19 protein-coding genes are annotated in these 15,180 nt (G+C 49.1%); 11 read left to right on the top strand and 8 right to left on the bottom strand.

From position 1 onward, the window contains the following. Positions 1-15 precede the first annotated feature (15 nt). Both SBI19_RS13610 and SBI19_RS13605 read right to left on the bottom strand, forming a co-directional pair. Complete coding sequence (locus SBI19_RS13610; protein WP_317969006.1) at positions 16-492, bottom strand: GyrI-like domain-containing protein; 477 nt, start codon at positions 490-492, stop codon at positions 16-18. A gap of 59 nt (positions 493-551) precedes the next feature. Beyond that, positions 552-1,031 (bottom strand): hypothetical protein, encoded by a 480-nt coding sequence (locus tag SBI19_RS13605; protein ID WP_317969004.1) that lies wholly within the window; start codon positions 1,029-1,031, stop codon positions 552-554. A gap of 116 nt (positions 1,032-1,147) precedes the next feature. On the opposite strand from SBI19_RS13605, the gene SBI19_RS13600 reads away from it, so the two are divergent. The 5 genes from SBI19_RS13600 to SBI19_RS13580 all read left to right on the top strand — a co-directional run bounded on the left by SBI19_RS13600 (position 1,148) and on the right by SBI19_RS13580 (position 5,160). Beyond that, positions 1,148-2,119 carry a helix-turn-helix transcriptional regulator gene (locus SBI19_RS13600; RefSeq protein ID WP_317969002.1) on the top strand — a complete coding sequence of 324 codons (972 nt, stop codon included), beginning with the start codon at positions 1,148-1,150 and terminating at the stop codon, positions 2,117-2,119. A 253-nt stretch (positions 2,120-2,372) separates the two neighbouring features. Beyond that, positions 2,373-3,152, top strand: coding sequence for an amino acid ABC transporter substrate-binding protein (locus SBI19_RS13595; protein ID WP_317969000.1), 780 nt, complete (start codon positions 2,373-2,375; stop codon positions 3,150-3,152). A 77-nt stretch (positions 3,153-3,229) separates the two neighbouring features. Beyond that, positions 3,230-3,889, top strand: a complete 660-nt coding sequence (locus SBI19_RS13590; protein WP_317968998.1) for an amino acid ABC transporter permease — start codon at positions 3,230-3,232, stop codon at positions 3,887-3,889. Positions 3,890-3,903: 14 nt separating this feature from the next. Continuing rightward, positions 3,904-4,656, top strand: coding sequence for an amino acid ABC transporter ATP-binding protein (locus SBI19_RS13585; RefSeq protein WP_317968996.1), 753 nt, complete (start codon positions 3,904-3,906; stop codon positions 4,654-4,656). A 135-nt stretch (positions 4,657-4,791) separates the two neighbouring features. After that, positions 4,792-5,160, top strand: coding sequence for a winged helix-turn-helix transcriptional regulator (locus SBI19_RS13580; protein WP_317968994.1), 369 nt, complete (start codon positions 4,792-4,794; stop codon positions 5,158-5,160). Between the two features lie 4 nt (positions 5,161-5,164). On the opposite strand, the gene SBI19_RS13575 is transcribed toward SBI19_RS13580, so the two are convergent. Continuing rightward, positions 5,165-6,235 (bottom strand): SDR family oxidoreductase, encoded by a 1,071-nt coding sequence (locus SBI19_RS13575; protein WP_317968992.1) that lies wholly within the window; start codon positions 6,233-6,235, stop codon positions 5,165-5,167. A gap of 252 nt (positions 6,236-6,487) precedes the next feature. On the opposite strand from SBI19_RS13575, the gene SBI19_RS13570 reads away from it, so the two are divergent. Further along, positions 6,488-7,222, top strand: a complete 735-nt coding sequence (locus tag SBI19_RS13570) for an HAD family hydrolase (protein ID WP_317968990.1) — start codon at positions 6,488-6,490, stop codon at positions 7,220-7,222. Positions 7,223-7,345: 123 nt separating this feature from the next. Here the strand turns inward: SBI19_RS13570 and SBI19_RS13565 are convergent, their stop codons facing one another. The 4 genes from SBI19_RS13565 to SBI19_RS13550 form a co-directional block, all read right to left on the bottom strand. Further along, on the bottom strand, positions 7,346-8,098 hold the full coding sequence (locus SBI19_RS13565) for an SDR family NAD(P)-dependent oxidoreductase (protein ID WP_317968988.1): 753 nt from the start codon (positions 8,096-8,098) through the stop codon (positions 7,346-7,348). 21 nt (positions 8,099-8,119) lie between these two features. Continuing rightward, positions 8,120-9,073: a helix-turn-helix transcriptional regulator gene (locus tag SBI19_RS13560; protein WP_317968986.1), complete on the bottom strand. Its 954-nt coding sequence runs from the start codon at positions 9,071-9,073 to the stop codon at positions 8,120-8,122. A gap of 47 nt (positions 9,074-9,120) precedes the next feature. Next, positions 9,121-10,641, bottom strand: a complete 1,521-nt coding sequence (locus SBI19_RS13555; protein WP_317968985.1) for an MDR family MFS transporter — start codon at positions 10,639-10,641, stop codon at positions 9,121-9,123. A gap of 85 nt (positions 10,642-10,726) precedes the next feature. Beyond that, complete coding sequence (locus tag SBI19_RS13550) at positions 10,727-10,969, bottom strand: hypothetical protein (RefSeq protein ID WP_317968983.1); 243 nt, start codon at positions 10,967-10,969, stop codon at positions 10,727-10,729. Between the two features lie 466 nt (positions 10,970-11,435). On the opposite strand from SBI19_RS13550, the gene SBI19_RS13545 reads away from it, so the two are divergent. The 5 genes from SBI19_RS13545 to SBI19_RS13525 all read left to right on the top strand — a co-directional run bounded on the left by SBI19_RS13545 (position 11,436) and on the right by SBI19_RS13525 (position 14,550). Beyond that, complete coding sequence (locus SBI19_RS13545; protein ID WP_317968981.1) at positions 11,436-11,738, top strand: hypothetical protein; 303 nt, start codon at positions 11,436-11,438, stop codon at positions 11,736-11,738. Further along, the gene (locus SBI19_RS13540) at positions 11,735-12,913 is read left to right on the top strand and encodes a LuxR C-terminal-related transcriptional regulator (protein ID WP_317968979.1); all 1,179 of its coding nucleotides are present in this window, start codon (positions 11,735-11,737) and stop codon (positions 12,911-12,913) included. The genes SBI19_RS13545 and SBI19_RS13540 overlap by 4 nt, the downstream gene beginning before the upstream one ends. A 101-nt stretch (positions 12,914-13,014) precedes the next feature. Further along, entirely contained in the window at positions 13,015-13,470 is a 456-nt protein-coding gene (locus tag SBI19_RS13535) for a DUF2269 family protein (RefSeq protein WP_317968977.1), read from the top strand. 13 nt (positions 13,471-13,483) lie between these two features. Further along, positions 13,484-14,305 (top strand): arylamine N-acetyltransferase, encoded by an 822-nt coding sequence (locus SBI19_RS13530; RefSeq protein WP_317968975.1) that lies wholly within the window; start codon positions 13,484-13,486, stop codon positions 14,303-14,305. A gap of 32 nt (positions 14,306-14,337) precedes the next feature. Continuing rightward, positions 14,338-14,550, top strand: coding sequence for a hypothetical protein (locus SBI19_RS13525; RefSeq protein WP_317968973.1), 213 nt, complete (start codon positions 14,338-14,340; stop codon positions 14,548-14,550). Positions 14,551-14,645: 95 nt separating this feature from the next. Here SBI19_RS13525 and SBI19_RS13520 read toward each other — a convergent pair. Beyond that, positions 14,646-15,180 (bottom strand): IS3 family transposase (locus tag SBI19_RS13520; RefSeq protein WP_317968971.1); only part of this gene is annotated, 535 nt, incomplete at its 5' end.

Here is a 15,180-nt window from a genome sequence, read left to right as displayed (position 1 = left end):
TCTGATAACGGCTCCTTATTTCTTAACCACGGGCACCCAGAATTCACCATAGAAGGTGCCGTCGCCGTTATCTTTGCGGTAAGTCGCATTTGGACCGCCGATGTAAGCATAGTCGGTAATTTGTCCCAAGACTTCGCCGAAAGCGCGGTAGGTCAGCTGATCGAACAAAGTCTCCTTGTCTCCATATCCTGCGACCACGATGTACTCGCTATCTGGAAACTCGATGACGCGCGTTGCGTCAGCCACTGATTTACGTGCTTCTACTGCGAAATAATTCCAAGGCTTTCCTTGATAAACCTCGTTGACTGACCACTCGCGATCGTCTTTTGCGGCGTTTTTGAGCTTATCAAATCGTCCGTCAGCTTTGAGTCCGTCCCAAAACGCTGATTTTTCCTTCAGCAAAGCCGGCACGTCTTGAAAATTGGACTGAATTGAAAAGCCGTAAGCGGTCAATACGAACGATTTTTTGCGTTCTAGCGTGTATTCTGCCATGTCGATTCTCCTTTCTCGCAAGCTTGCAGTTCACGTTGTTCCCAATCATTCAACCAAGTTTAGCCATTTACTTTTTTCACGCGAAGACACATTTCACCGTAGAAATCACCGTTTTCAGCTGCTTCGACGAATGTTGCGTTACCAGGCCCAACATATTTGTAGTCCGTGATTTCTTGCAGCATGCCGCCGAAAACTTTGCCTGTGATTTCGTCTGCAAGTCGGTCTTTGTCGGCGCCTGTGCCTGGAACGACAAGGTAGTCGCCAGCGAGAAAATCGAGGACCACCGCGTCTTCCACTTCGAACTCGCCCATCACGCCGAAGCCGCGCCAAGCCTTGCCGCCTATAACGTAGTTGATTTGATATTCTTGCCCGTCAGCGAGCGCGAGCAGTTCAGCCAGCTTGCCGTTTTCCGTGATTTCTGCTTTTCTCGCTGCCGTTTTTGCTGCATTGCCTGCCCAGTCGTTAAAGTCTTCGAACGGTACGCCGAAAGCAGTCATTTTGTAGTTATCCGAGATCGTTTTGATGGAGTAGTTAGTCATTTGATTCTCTCCTTTGAGTGAATTTCCTTTTTACAAGATTGATTCTATTTGCTGAATGTATCAAAAAATGATACTTTTTATTGAGGTTTGTGATACCTATTTGATACAATTAAGTCATGAAGAAAACAGAACGAGTGAACCTGATCATGCGCTACATCAATAACCGCGCGCATTTTACGATTGCCGAGATTCAGCGGGAGTTCAAGATTTCCCGCGCGACGGCGATCCGCGACATTAACGAGATTCAGGAGATGGGTTTTCCGCTGACGACCGAGCTTGGTCGCGGTGGCGGCTACCATGTCATGCAGAATCAGTATCTTCCCGCCGCGCGCTTCACCCCGGATGAGCTGAAAGCGATGTTCATCAGCTTTATCGCTTCGAAAAATTCGCAGCTGCCTTATCTTCAAAATCGCCGCTCAATTACTGAGAAACTCATAGGGATCGCAACGCAAACGCAGCAAGACGAACTAATCGAGTTGAATCATATTTTGCTTTTTGAGAATACGAATCCTGGCAATCCGAATCTATTGGAGCTCGACGATGCGGCGCCTGCGGAACTGAATCAACTGATTTCGCTTGCCGTGCGGGACAAGCATTTGCGCGTGACGTATGAGCTGAGTCCTGGCTGGCCGCAGTTGATGGACGTTTATTTGCTGCATATTTTTAACTCGAACGCTCAGTGGCTGGTCGAGATCTATGATTTCGATACGGATGAGTTTCGGTATTTGCCTGTCGACATGCTGCGGGATTCAGCGATATCCGAACAGGAGATGAAGTTGTCTGAGCAAGAGATCCTAAGCAAAAAACGGCGTGTTGCGCGCGAGTCCAATCTTGTTGTAAGGCTTGATGCGACTGGGATTCAGCGCTTTAAGCGCATGCACCCGCCGGGAATCCTATTGGCATTTACCGGGATGTTTCAGTCGAGCGGAATTTTTAATGTTCAGCTGGATGTGACAGACGTTGATGCGCTTACGTATTACGCGGATTGGCTTATGTTTCTCGGAACGGGGGTTACGTTTGAGCGGATTCCTGACGAACTGCGCTTAATAATGGATGAGCGTCTAGCGTCATGGAGGACAAGGATATGATCACAGCTGGCGAAGGATATAGGAACCGCTATTATCGGAAGCGCAAGCGAAACAAAGTCGATTAGAGGAGGGGCGTCAAGCCTCTCTTTTTTTATTACTGCTTGTGGAATGAGAGTTGAAATTTCTTCTAGCATCTAGTTCGAAGCACGTATATCGACATATTTCGATAGATTATGCTATCATGTAATTCTTGATAAAGTGGTAACGCACTAAAGCTTTTGAGACATCATGACTAAAGGTGGATAAGGTACTTATGAAAAGATTGGCAGCGTTGGCGTTGGCAGCAGTGGCGGCATTTTCTATTATTACAGGGTGCTCGAGCTCGAAGGGGAATGGAGCTGACTCGGACAAGGTCGTAATCGGCATTGATGACAAATTTGCGCCGATGGGATTCCGAGACGATAACAATGAAATCGTCGGTTTTGATATCGATCTGGCGAAAGCGGCTGCCGAGAAAATGGGCAAGACAGCAGAGTTTCAACCGATTGACTGGTCAACCAAAGAATCAGAGTTGAACAGCGGTCGAATTGACCTGATCTGGAACGGATATACGATTACGGACGAACGTAAAGAGAAAGTGCTTTTCACCAAGCCTTATCTGGCCAATGCACAGGTCGTTGTCACGCTCGCTAAATCCAACTTCTCCAAGCTGGATGACCTGACGGGCAAAGAAGTGGGGCTTCAATCGCTCTCTTCGGCAGCAGACGCATTGGACGCAAGCCCGTTGAAAGCAAGCGTTAAGAGAGTGACGGAGTATCCGGATAACGTACTTGCGCTTAACGACCTGAAGATTGGCCGCATTGATGCGGTAATCATCGACGAAGTGGTCATTGATTATTACATGTCCCAAGATAAAGACAGTTTCAAGCTGCTCGATGAGTCGCTGGCTCCTGAACAATATGGAGTCGGTGTTAAGAAGGGCAACGAGGCGCTGCTCGAGAAGCTGCAGACAGCGCTGGATGAGATGAATCAAGACGGAACCGCTGCCGAAATTTCGAAGAAGTGGTTCGGCGAAGATAAAGTATTGAAGTAAACCTAATCGAGGAAGAGATGCAAAACCGGGTTTCCTATGTGGAAATCCCGTTTTTGTTTTTGTGGAGGTATATGGAAATGTCTGCTGATTATTTCACGTCTATCGTCGTCCCTATGCTGCAAGGGGCCAAAATGACAGTGCTTTTGTTCTTAATCGCTATTGTGGTGTCTATCCCTCTAGGTTTTCTCCTTACATTGGCGGTAAAGAGCAGCATTAAGCCGCTATCATGGCTCGCTAATGCTTATATCTATATCATGCGCGGAACGCCGCTGCTCCTGCAATTGCTCGTCATTTGCTTCGGACTTCCTATGATTCCGGGAATCGGAGAGTACTTGGTGCTGGATCGATTTGTCGCAGCTTGTTTAGGATTTATTTTGAATTATGCGGCTTATTTTGCAGAAATATTCCGAGGCGGTTTGCTTGCGATTGATAAAGGTCAATACGAGGCTTCTCAAGTATTAGGATTGAGTAAACGGCAAACGATGGTACGCATTGTTGTGCCTCAAATGTTTCGGATCGTCCTGCCGGCCGTATCCAATGAGTCGATTACATTGATTAAAGATACTGCGCTGCTCTATGCGGTCGCAGTTCCGGAATTGCTTCATTTTGCCCAGACGGCGGTTAATCGTGACTTCACCATTATGCCTTTCTTTATCGCAGGCGTTATTTATTTGGTCATGACATTGCTGCTGACCGTGTTCTTCAAATGGCTGGAGCGAAGATCGAAATTTGAATAAAAGGGATGGCGCGTGTGGCAATCATTGAAGTAGCTAACCTCAGCAAGTCGTATGGCGAGTTGCATGTACTGAAGCAAATGTCGTTTCAAGTGGAGAAGAAGGATGTCGTTGCAGTCATTGGACCGTCCGGTTCCGGCAAAAGCACGATGCTCCGCAGTCTCATTCATCTGGAGCAGATTAACGGCGGGTCGATTCAAATCGCGGGAGACGCTTTGGTCCACAATGGCATCTATGCGAAGCCAGCTGAAATCAAGCGGATTACGTCCAAGATGGGCATGGTGTTCCAGCATTTCAACTTGTACCCCCATCTTACCGTAAGAGAGAATCTGGAGCTTGCTCCGCGAATTGTGAAAGGCGACTCGAAAGCCCATATTCGCAAACGGAGCCTGGAGCTGTTGGAGAAGGTTGGACTGTCCGATAAAGCTTCGGCATACCCAGCTAATCTGTCCGGCGGCCAGAAGCAGCGGGTTGCGATTGCCCGTGCGCTGATGATGAATCCTGAGATTCTGTTGTTCGACGAACCGACCTCGGCCCTCGACCCTGAGTTGACGGGAGAAGTCATGCAGGTAATGAAGAACCTGGCAGAGGAACACATGACGATGATCGTAGTGACGCATGAGATGGGCTTCGCCAGAGAAGTAGCGAATCGGGTCATGTTTATCGACAAAGGCGAGATCGTTGAATCCGGACCTCCACAGCAATTGTTCACGAATCCGAAATTTGACCGGACCAAAGCTTTCTTGAATGTTGGCTTGGCTCAGGAATAAAGGGAAGAGGGCACCCAATGGGGTGTCCTTTTTTGATTTTGCTGAAGAGAAGATAGGGTGGAACTGCTTGGTTCAATATTGTAGTCGCAGGCTCCAATTGGTAAAGTAAAGCAATAGGGGAGGCGATCTAACGCCATGCAGAACGAGGATAAAGTTTACAACACAGCGGTCGAAGCTACGCTTGAGGTGATCGGAGGCAAATGGAAGCCGGTCATTCTGTTCCATCTCACGTTCGGTAAGAAGCGCAATGGTGAATTCATGCACTTAATACCGACAATGTCGCAGAAGGTGCTGACGCAGCAGTTGACCGAATTGGTGAGAGATGGAATTGTGAACCGAATTGCTTATAACCAAGTGCCTCCGAAGGTCGAATATGAGTTAACGGAATATGGGTGGAGCTTGAAAGAGATCCTTCATCTGATGTGCAGATGGGGCGATGTTCATGTTGATAAGGTATATGGCGAGAGGGGCAAGATCCTCTTTGAACCGCCGTTATCGGGCTAAGCCATTAAGGAATGACTTTGCGTCGGCGAAGGTCTTGGAAGATGTCGATAAACATTTTCTCCGTATCCATAAATTCATGGAATCCGAATCGGCGAGCTTTCGTTCCATCCGCGAAGAAGTCGTAATCCCAAGAAAATACGAAATCTCCGAAACGCCAAGACGATACGTCGGCATAACTGTTGTTCTCCAAATCATAGTTCTCAACCATGCTATTCCAGAGCGGTTCTTTATCAGCCATGACGACATCTAATGACATCTGTAATGGAGGGGCAGTCTCGAGCCCGAAGAATGCGCCGATCTTCGGCCACAGTTCATTCCAGCGGAAGAGGTCCCCATTGGCAATGTTGAATGCTTGATTGCCGCAACGTTCGTCAGTCGCTGCCCAGACCGTTGCTTGCGCTAGCAAGTTGGCGTCAGTCATCTCCAGTAAGCTGTTGTAAGCCCCCGGCTTTCCAGGGAAACGGAGCGGCAAGCCCAGTTCCTTCGATATGGAAGCGTAGACGGCGATAACCATCGCCAAGTTCATCGGATTGCCTAATGCAAACCCGCAGACGACAGAAGGGCGCAGGGCAGACCAAGTCCAGCTGCTGCCTGGCTGCCGTCTCTCGAGAAATTGCTGCTGATCGATGTTGAATTCGGGCGGCATATGATTCGCGTCCGTTTCTCTTGCCGGCGTCTTGAAGGGGCCAAGATGCGCGCCATACACCTTGTAGCCTTGCATGAGACTGATATGCTGCAGATTCACGGCGATGGGCTCGATTGCATCGACGACGTTCACAAGCATTGCAAGGTTAGGAGCGACGAGCTCCGCCCATGTAGGACGATCCTGATAGGCCGCGTAGAAGATATGGGTAACGTTGGTCAATTGGCTTAACTTCACTCGCGCATCCTCTCTATTGAGCAAGTCCACTGCTAGATAACGTACGCGGTTCGTATCTTCTCCACCCCTTCGTGAAACCCCGATCATATTCCATTCCTCGAGTGTCGACAGATGCTCGATCAGATTCCGTCCGATCACACCGTTGGCTCCGATGACAAGTGCGGTTTTGCGCGATTGTTCCTCATTCCGATTCATTCCTCATGCCTCCTCAGCTCTTATGGTCCTAATTGTGCAGGAGGAGAAAGGAGTTGAAAAGTACGCACTTTGAAGTCATATAAGCACCTTGAGGTAACGATGGAGCAGCGGAAAAGGCCGCAACACGTTAGAGTATTAACGAATTGAAACAATGTTTAAAAATTAGTGTTGTATGTATCTGAGCGGAAGGATAGAATTGGAAAAATAATATTCAAGAAGACTTTATCATCACATAATGGGAGGGAGCGTATTATGCATCCAATTAAATTGGTTTTGTTTGATCTAGATGATACACTTTTACACTTTGCCGACTATTGGGAAAATAGTGTCAAGGACGCGTTCAGAAATCATTTTTTTACCAGTGAAATGAATAGTAACGATTTATTTGAAGTCTTTAGTCATGTAGAACAATTCTTAGTAAAGAAACTAGATAGCAAACAAATTTCTTTTGACGAATATCGGACTAAACGTTTTCTCTATTCTATGGATCAAATGGGGAAAACAACGGATGTAGAAACGGCAATTAACTTTGAAATGTTCTACCAATCAATAAGTAAGAAGCATATGAAGCCTAATGTGATGTTAAACAAAACCATTAAGGATCTTAGTAATTATTATCAAATAGGAGTTTTAACGAATGGAAGCAAAGGGTGGCAGAATGATAAATTGGAGGCAATCGGACTAGGTGGTATCATTCCAAAAGAGTATGTGTTCATATCCGAAGTTATCGGCTATGAAAAACCGAGCCCAGAAATTTATCATTATGTTCTACGTATGACTTCTTTACCACCAGAGCAGGTACTTGTCGTAGGAGATTCTTGGACCAATGATGTTGCGGCTCCAATACAAGAAGGGTTGAAAGCTATATGGTTAAATAAGAAGAATTATCAAGTACCTCAAGAGCCTTGCCCTCTAGCAGTGATTACCGAAATAGAGGAGTTAAGAGCCATTTTGTTGTCACACGTAGGGGTCAGTCCCCTTGATTGAGTACCTTATTCGCGCTATCCCGCTAACGGGTACGTTAGTTCAACAAACGATCAACCCCAAGGCCATCCTGCACAGGATGGCCTTGTTATTGAACAAAGGAGGACTGCTGTATTAACATGCTGCTCACTCCATGACAAGTCCACCAGTAACCGGTGTGTACGTCCCTGTCAGGAATCTTGCTGCATCGCTTGCGAGAAACGTAATAACCTCCGCAACATCTTCCGGCTCGGCGATCCGGCCCAGCGGTGTAAAGCTGCCTATCACTCGGCCTTCTTCTTCTGAGATCATCATCGGTTCATGGTCTCTTACGAAGCCGGGAGCGACGATATTTGCCGTGATGCCGCATGGGCCGAATTCTTGCGCGATATATCGAGCGAACGCATCAAGCCCGCCCTTTGCCGTGCCGAATGCGATATGTTGAGGCGTGGGGTCTTTGCCTTCCGTACTGGAAAGATAGATGATGCGGCCGAATTGCTGCGCCACCATCGTCGGGATAACGGCCTTCGTTGTAACGAAGGCCGACTTCAATTCAACCGTCAGCTGCTGTTCGAACCGCTCCCAAGCGAGCTCGGCAAAGGTTGAAGCGTGGGCACCAGCATTCGAATGGCAGATCAGAACGTCGATCCGTCCGAATGCGTTCTTCACGGCATCTGCGAGCTGCTCCATCTGCTCTTGGTTACGAGTGTCAGCGAGTACTGCCAATGCCTCGCCGCCTGTGGCAGCAATCTCGGAGGCAACGGATTGGATGGCCGTCTCATTCCCATAATCGGTGACAACGACCCGCGCTCCCAGCGATGCCAGTTGCACGCTGGCTGCTCTCCCGATCCCTCGAGAAGCCCCGGTAACAATGATTACTTTGCCATGCAGAGACTTCATAAGCCAACCTCCTTCCCTAATTTATTCTGTATTCAATCCATCATATTGCCTTGCAATAGCTAGCGCGGTCTGCTTCACCCTGGCGGCAAGATGAGCAGGCTCCAGCACGACGACATCTGTCATATAGTGAAAGGCGGTGCGAATAAGCCAGCTTTCACTAGAAAAGGTCGTGCGCACCATAAGCTGCCCGTCTGGCAGCCGTTCGATATCTTGGTTATCGAATTGGTCCATTACGCTCACTGCGGCTGATGCTTTAAATTGAAGAACGACCGCGAACTTCTCATCCGTCTCAGGCGGCGTCCACCTTTCATTCAACTGCTCTTGCGATTCCTCTCGGCGAATGAAGGTGCCAGCTTGCACCTCTAATTCCTGAATACGAGACAGCTTGAATATCCGATAATCGCTGCGTAAGCGGCAATAGCCATGCAGGTACCATGCATAGTTCTTCAGCACGAGCGCCATCGGCTCGACTTCACGCCCTTGCTCATCGCCTGTTCGGCTCGTGTAGTTGAAACGGATGAGCTTTCGTTCGTCGACAGCTTTACGAAGCGAATCATACCGACTCTGATCCTCTTGGCTGTTCTTCCAAGGGGTGAAATCGATATGAATGCGATGTCCTTCTCCTGTCCGGCCTTGCTCGGCTTGCGTGACCATCGCGCCAACCTTACCGAGCAGGCGGTCCATATTCGAAGAGTCATAAGCCTTCGTAGATGCGAGACCGCGAAGAGCAGTGGAGAGGGCGGTCAGCTCCTCGAAGGACAGCAGCTGTCGATCCAGCCGGAAGCTGTCCATAATCTCATAACCACCCTCCATGCCGGTATAGGAGACGATGGGAATGCCCGCTTGACCAAGCGAATCAAGATCGCGATAAATGGTACGCAGCGATACTTCAAGCTGGTCCGCCAATTCCTGCGCTTGCACCCGCTTGCGGTTGAGCAGCAATATCGTAATGGTCATTAATCGTTCAAGCTTCATCGTCATGTCTCCTAAACCGGCATGTCGCAGCATGCCGTTATATGAATTTAATGTACGGCTGCTAATTCCTCGCCTTCGGCAGCCGGTTCCATTTTGTCCTTCGTCATCAAGAAAGCTGCGATCAGCGCCAGAGCGGCAGGGATAAGACTCCAAGCAAAGGTTGCTTCGATGGACCCCGACAGCCCAGCTGTTACGGTATCCAGAAGCTGAGGATCGACCGATTCGCGGAACGTCGGATTCAGCAGCGAATGCGGATCGCTTAAGTTCAAGTCAGCGGGAACCGCTATGTCGCCTTTGCCAAGTGAATCGGTAAGCTTCGAGAGCATGCTGTGGCTTTGTACAATTCCGAAGATCGTAATGCCAAGCGCCATGCCGAGCGAGCGATTGAAATTCAGCGTCGAGGTGGCCGCTCCGCGCTGCGCCGCCGGGAATGAATGAAGCACGGAAGTGCCTAATACCGAGAAGGAAGCACCAATTCCAAGACCGATAAGAATCATAATTCCCGTAATCGAAAGTCGAGAAGATTCTACCGTAATCTGCGATAGGAGGGCAATACCAGTCACTAGCGTCGCCAACGTCCCGATCATAATGGTGCGGTACTGCAGCTTCGTCATTAGAAATCCGCCTAACGTGGCAGTTACAACCGACCCGAACATCATAGGCAGCAAAGTTAAACCTGAATTGGAAGCCGAACCGCCGAACACGCCTTGCACGTAGATCGGGATAAAGATCGCCGCCGTCATGTAGGCTGCGCCGCTAAGCATGGCGACCAGATTGCTCGTTGCGTACAGTCTGCTGCGGAACAAACCGAACGAAATGATCGGTTCTGCTGCTCTTTTCTCAACCACGACTAGCAAGAAAGCAAGAACCACGAATCCGGCGAACAATCCGATAATTTGCGGTGAATCCCAAGCGTACGTTTTGCCGCCCAGCTCAAGCGCGAAGATAAAGCAGACAACGGCGCCTACGAGAAACATCGAACCCGCCCAGTCGATTTGCTGCCGCGAATGCTCAGCCGACTCCTTATAGAAGAGGACAATCATCAGTAAAGCAACACAGCCGAGCGGAAGGTTGATGTAGAAGATCCAATTCCAGTTAACATGATCGGTGATGTACCCGCCTAGCAGTGGACCAACCACACTCGATAAACCGAACACGGCACCGAATGCACCCATCATCTTCCCGCGGTCTTTAGGCGATACGACGTCGAACAAAATCGTGAACGCAATGGATACCATCGCTCCTGCTCCGATCCCTTGCACAGCCCGAAAAATACTTAATTCAACGATCGATTGCGCGAATCCGCATAATGCGGAACCGATCATAAACATGATGATTCCGAAGATGAAGAACCGTTTGCGTCCATACATATCGGACAGCTTGCCGAAGATCGGCATGCAGGCCATCTCTGCGACCATATACGCTGTGGTGACCCACACGAACTTGTCGAGTCCGCCCATCTCTCCGACGATCGTGCCCATTGCGGTTGAAACAATCGTGTTGTCCATGGACGCCATCAGAATCGCAAGAAGCAGTCCCCCAACGATTGCGGGTAATTTGTTTGTCATACGTTCCATTCCCTTCTTGTACCTGAATTGATTGCTGAACAATCATCTGAGACCATCATAACCCTCCATTGTTGACAACTGTGTGTCAGGGAAGAATGGCTTCAATGGCTTTTTTTATAGACAACAAAAGAACAGTCATGTTTACTAAGCATTGGCGGCGTGGACTTTCAGACATGCCCAAAAACCTCCGTTGGCGGCGGAGGTTTCTAATTAATAAGGCTAAATCATTTTCCCAATCCATCTCTTTCATATAGGTGGCGTTGTCCCAGTACAGCCATTCTTCAACCATTACGCCAGTGAACGAGGACATTATTGGAGTGACTTTCATGTAGACGAGACCACTCTTGAGTGCTGAATACGGTATAATCAAGTTCGTCAAAACGGAATGATTGTGATCTGCTGCGTTGTATCGATTGGCGCAGCCGACTTCAGTAATCATAAGCGCTAAACTAAAGGTATCCATACTGCAGCATTTTTATATTTCGACACGCTTTAACCCCTCCAGTTTGTCCACTAACTAAGATGCTGTCATTCCTGTAGACGTAAGATGTATGTTTGACAATATCCCAAAAAGATTCACTCGAAATACGAACAAACACATGGAAAAGAGAGGAATGAAAGACGTGAGTAAGCGGCGGGAGGGAATAGCCCTTTTTATGCAAAGGCAGGTGCCTATCTTTATCCATCTAGCGGCAGCTCGACAAGGAAAAACTCCTTATATCTGCAGGGGATACGGCTTTCAATGGGAGCCTGAGCGAGAGTTGCTATGGATCATCGTCTTAAAAGCCCAGTGGATGCGTTTGAAAGAATATATGGAGCACCAGCAGCAGTTGGCCGCGCTTCTTACTTCGGGAGTGGACAACGAGTCTTATCAGTTCAAAGGCCGAATCAACGGATTCCGGTCGCTGACAAAGGAAGATCACTTTATGGTTGCCGAGCAGAGCAGAAGGGCATCCCGGCACCTCCCTAGTCTCGCGCCGTTGCTTCAAGTCTCGCCAGCAGAATGTCTAGCGGTCGGCATTCAAATCCAAGCGGTTTTCGTGCAAACGCCCGGACCGGATGCCGGTTCGCTAGTGATGGAAAGCGGGGATCAATGATGCTGCCTGCAGAACTCATGCCTCTATTCGAAGGCGCATTGCCTGCATGCCTTGTCACCGGCTCTGCCGAAGGGATCCCCAATATCGCTAACCTGACCCGAGTGTGGCACGCGGAACCTCATTGCATCGCTATTGCTAACCAGCTCCTGAACAAAACGTATCGAAACCTAATGGAAAACCCGTTTGCGCTGCTCAAAATGGTGAATCCGCATGATCTCATTCACTGGGAAGTTTCCGTTCGTTACGTCCGTTCCGAATACGAGGGGGCCCTCTTCGAACAAATCAGACAGGATATAGAGACGGTCTCATGGGTGGCTGGAGTCCCGCTACCAGCGCCTTTGCGATCCGTTGTCGTATTTGAAGTCGTTTCGGTACGCCAATGTGTCGAAGAATCCGTCCATCTGAAACCGGCCCCGGAAACATATGGCGATTTGCTGAACGTACTGGCAGCCGTTCACGAATGGAACCGGTTATCCTACTGGATTCCGGGGGAGAACGATCAGGATGTAAAGCTGCAAGCCTCTCGGGGAGTGCCCGGAGCCGGAGTAGACGCGGCGGCATTCGAATCGATGAAGAGACTCGCATTATTGGTCAAGAGTGATCGCCGAATCGTCCGTTTAACAAACATCCGCTCCCAGCTTAGGTATCTTCATTCGATCCGCTCTGAATCGGAAGCGCAGGAAGATAGGCTCGAGACTCCTTTAACAGAAGCGACACCCGTCAGTTATTTGGCGTTTCCTATCCTCTCATCCCATGCGGTAATCGGTATCGTCTGCTGCGAAGGCAACAGCGGACAGATGGCGTCCGTTCATTCGAGAGAGGACCGCTACCTTACCGGTCTTGCTGCCAAGCTTGGAGAAGCATTGCTCACGATAACATCCGTGCCTGCGCAGGAGAGAGAAGCATTGTTCAAGCAGGTGATCGAGCTTGCCAAGCTGCAATGGGAGAAGGAAGCCGACCCGTTCCATTCAAGCCTCAGCGCAAGGGAGCGGCAGGTGGCGGCCAATGTCGCTAAAGGGCTTACGAATGCGGAGATCGCGAAGCAGTTGTTTATTAGTCCGAGAACCGTAACGACGCATCTAGAACGGATATACCAGAAGCTGAATGTACCCTCCCGTGCTGCATTGACACGTTATGTAATGGAGAAGGGGCTGCTCACGGACGATTCCGAATGAGTCTGGAATAAATACGTATTTTCACCGATATGAGCAATGACACCCGCTTGCTAAGATGAGAACAAGAAAATGAATTCTCATTGAAAGCGAGGTGATATCGATTGGTATGCTTGATCGTCATCCATGTTTTATCCGCAATCTTGGGCTTGGGACCGGCTTACGCATTTCCATTCATCCTGCGGAAGGCATCCACGGCTGAAGAAATGAAGAGAAACTTGACGCAAGTCGCGTACTTGGAGATCTTCCCCAAAATATTCGGTACGATGGCCATTCTCTCGGGACTCTTATTGTTCTTCTTAGGTTCGTACGGTCCGTTCGCACAGGTATGGATTATTGGTTCCTTGGCGGTTTATGTTGTGATTGAAATACTCATCATCGGATTGTTGAACCCAACAGCCAACAAGCTGCTGAAGCTCATCAACGAGACTGGGGCGGCAGCCTTGGAAGAACCTGCGGCACATTTGATCGGTCTATATGCTCGTGTACGCAATCTTCATCTGTGGGCGGGGATACTGGGGCTTGTCATATTCATCTTCATGATTGTAAAGCCGGATTAAAGGGGGCGGAGGCATGGATAAAGCTTTACAGAAACGATACTTGTCCTGTCTTCAGGCCGATATTCAAATGCCGACAATGGAATATTTGCGTTTGTTGGTCCGAAGGCACCTGCACAAGATTCCGTTCGAAAATTTGAGCAAGTTTCATTACTACTTGAATCAAGGCAAGACCGGGTGGGGATGGCTTCCGTCGTTAGAAGCCTTCTTAGATCATGTCGAGCGCGAGCGATTGGGAGGGAATTGTTATATTCTGAACCTCCATTTCGGCCGGCTGCTTCAATCGCTCGGGTTCCAGACGGAAATCGTTCGGGCAACGAACGGTAATGCGCATCTGGCGAATAAAGTGACCGTCGAAGGGCGCGCCTACTATGTGGATGTGGGCTATGGGGCGCCATTGTTCGAGCCATTGGATCTAGAGGAGCAACCTCGGTTCTCTCGCCGCGGGGAAGAAGTGGAGATCGTTCGGCTGGATGCCAGCCGTTACATGATCGATAGAAGGGCGAATGGGCAGAGCTTCGTAACGAAATATATCGAGTGGACGCCAGTCGAAGCGGAGAGCTTCGAGCCGGATATAGCCCATTCGCTTAGGGACGAAGAGGATAACCCATTCATGCGTCGTATCGTTGTGACTTTATTTAAACCGGACGCTGCGTATTCGGTTATCAATCAGAAGCTGTTTATTAAAACGGACCACAGTACCGAGGTTCATGAATATTCCCGTAAACAAGATTGGATGGCGATGATGGAAACAATGTTCGGTTTTCGGGAGGATCGGCTCGATCAGGCGCTCCGGTTTGTTGCTGAACGCGGAAACCGGTTGTTTGCGGAAATCTAAGATATGAAAACAATCCATGGAGGTAATAAATCATGAAAAGAAAAAGCGTGATTATGACGGTAGCAGCTGCAGCTATGATGGCTGCCGCAGTCCCGGCGTATGTTGCTGTCAAGGCGGAAGCAAAGCCTGAGAGAACAGCTGTAGCAGTCAAAGCGGAAGCGAAGCCGGAGAGAGCTCTAGCGGTTGCAGGTAAGATTGGCCCAGATTCAAATCAGCCGGATATGCCTGAAGTTCCGTTGGTGTAGCTAAGCGATAAGGGGAATATATCCTCCCTCAGATTGTAGAGAAACCCACCGTTTTGAATGGTCAAGACCCCATTTTTCGGACATTGAAAAAAGCCCTAGGCTGCAAGCTGGCGTCGGTACTCTACCGGCGTCAGCTTGTTTAATTTACGTTGTGGGCGACGGAAGTTGTAAAACTCGATATATTCCTCAATTCGCCTTTGTACCTCGTTCACACTTCGGATATCATAAGGATAGAGCCCTTCGACTTTTAGATGGGAGAAGAAGCTCTCCATGGAGGCATTGTCATAACAGTTGCCTCTGCGCGACATGCTGATTTGGGCGCCAACCTGTTGCAGCATGTCGTGGTAATCGTGAGACGTGTACTGGAATCCTTGATCGCTATGCACGATCAATCCAGTCACGTCTTTCGTTCTTTTGAAGGCCTTCCTGAACGTTTCTAGAACAAGTTCCTTGTCATTCCGTAAGCTCATATGGTAGGCAACCGTCTCATTGTTGAAGAGATCTTTGATGACAGAGAGGTACACCCATGTATCAAGGACGCGGTACTGAGTCACATCGGTTACCCATTTTCGGTTCGGCTTATCGGCTTCGAAATCGCGATTCAATACATTTGCTGCGACACGATCGCCT

It is taken from the genome of Paenibacillus sp. CCS19, assembly GCF_033239625.1.
Taxonomy (GTDB): Bacteria; Bacillota; Bacilli; order Paenibacillales; family Paenibacillaceae; genus Paenibacillus_T.
The sequence above is the reverse complement of the archived record's forward strand: the minus strand, read 5'-3'. Positions and strand labels throughout refer to the sequence as shown.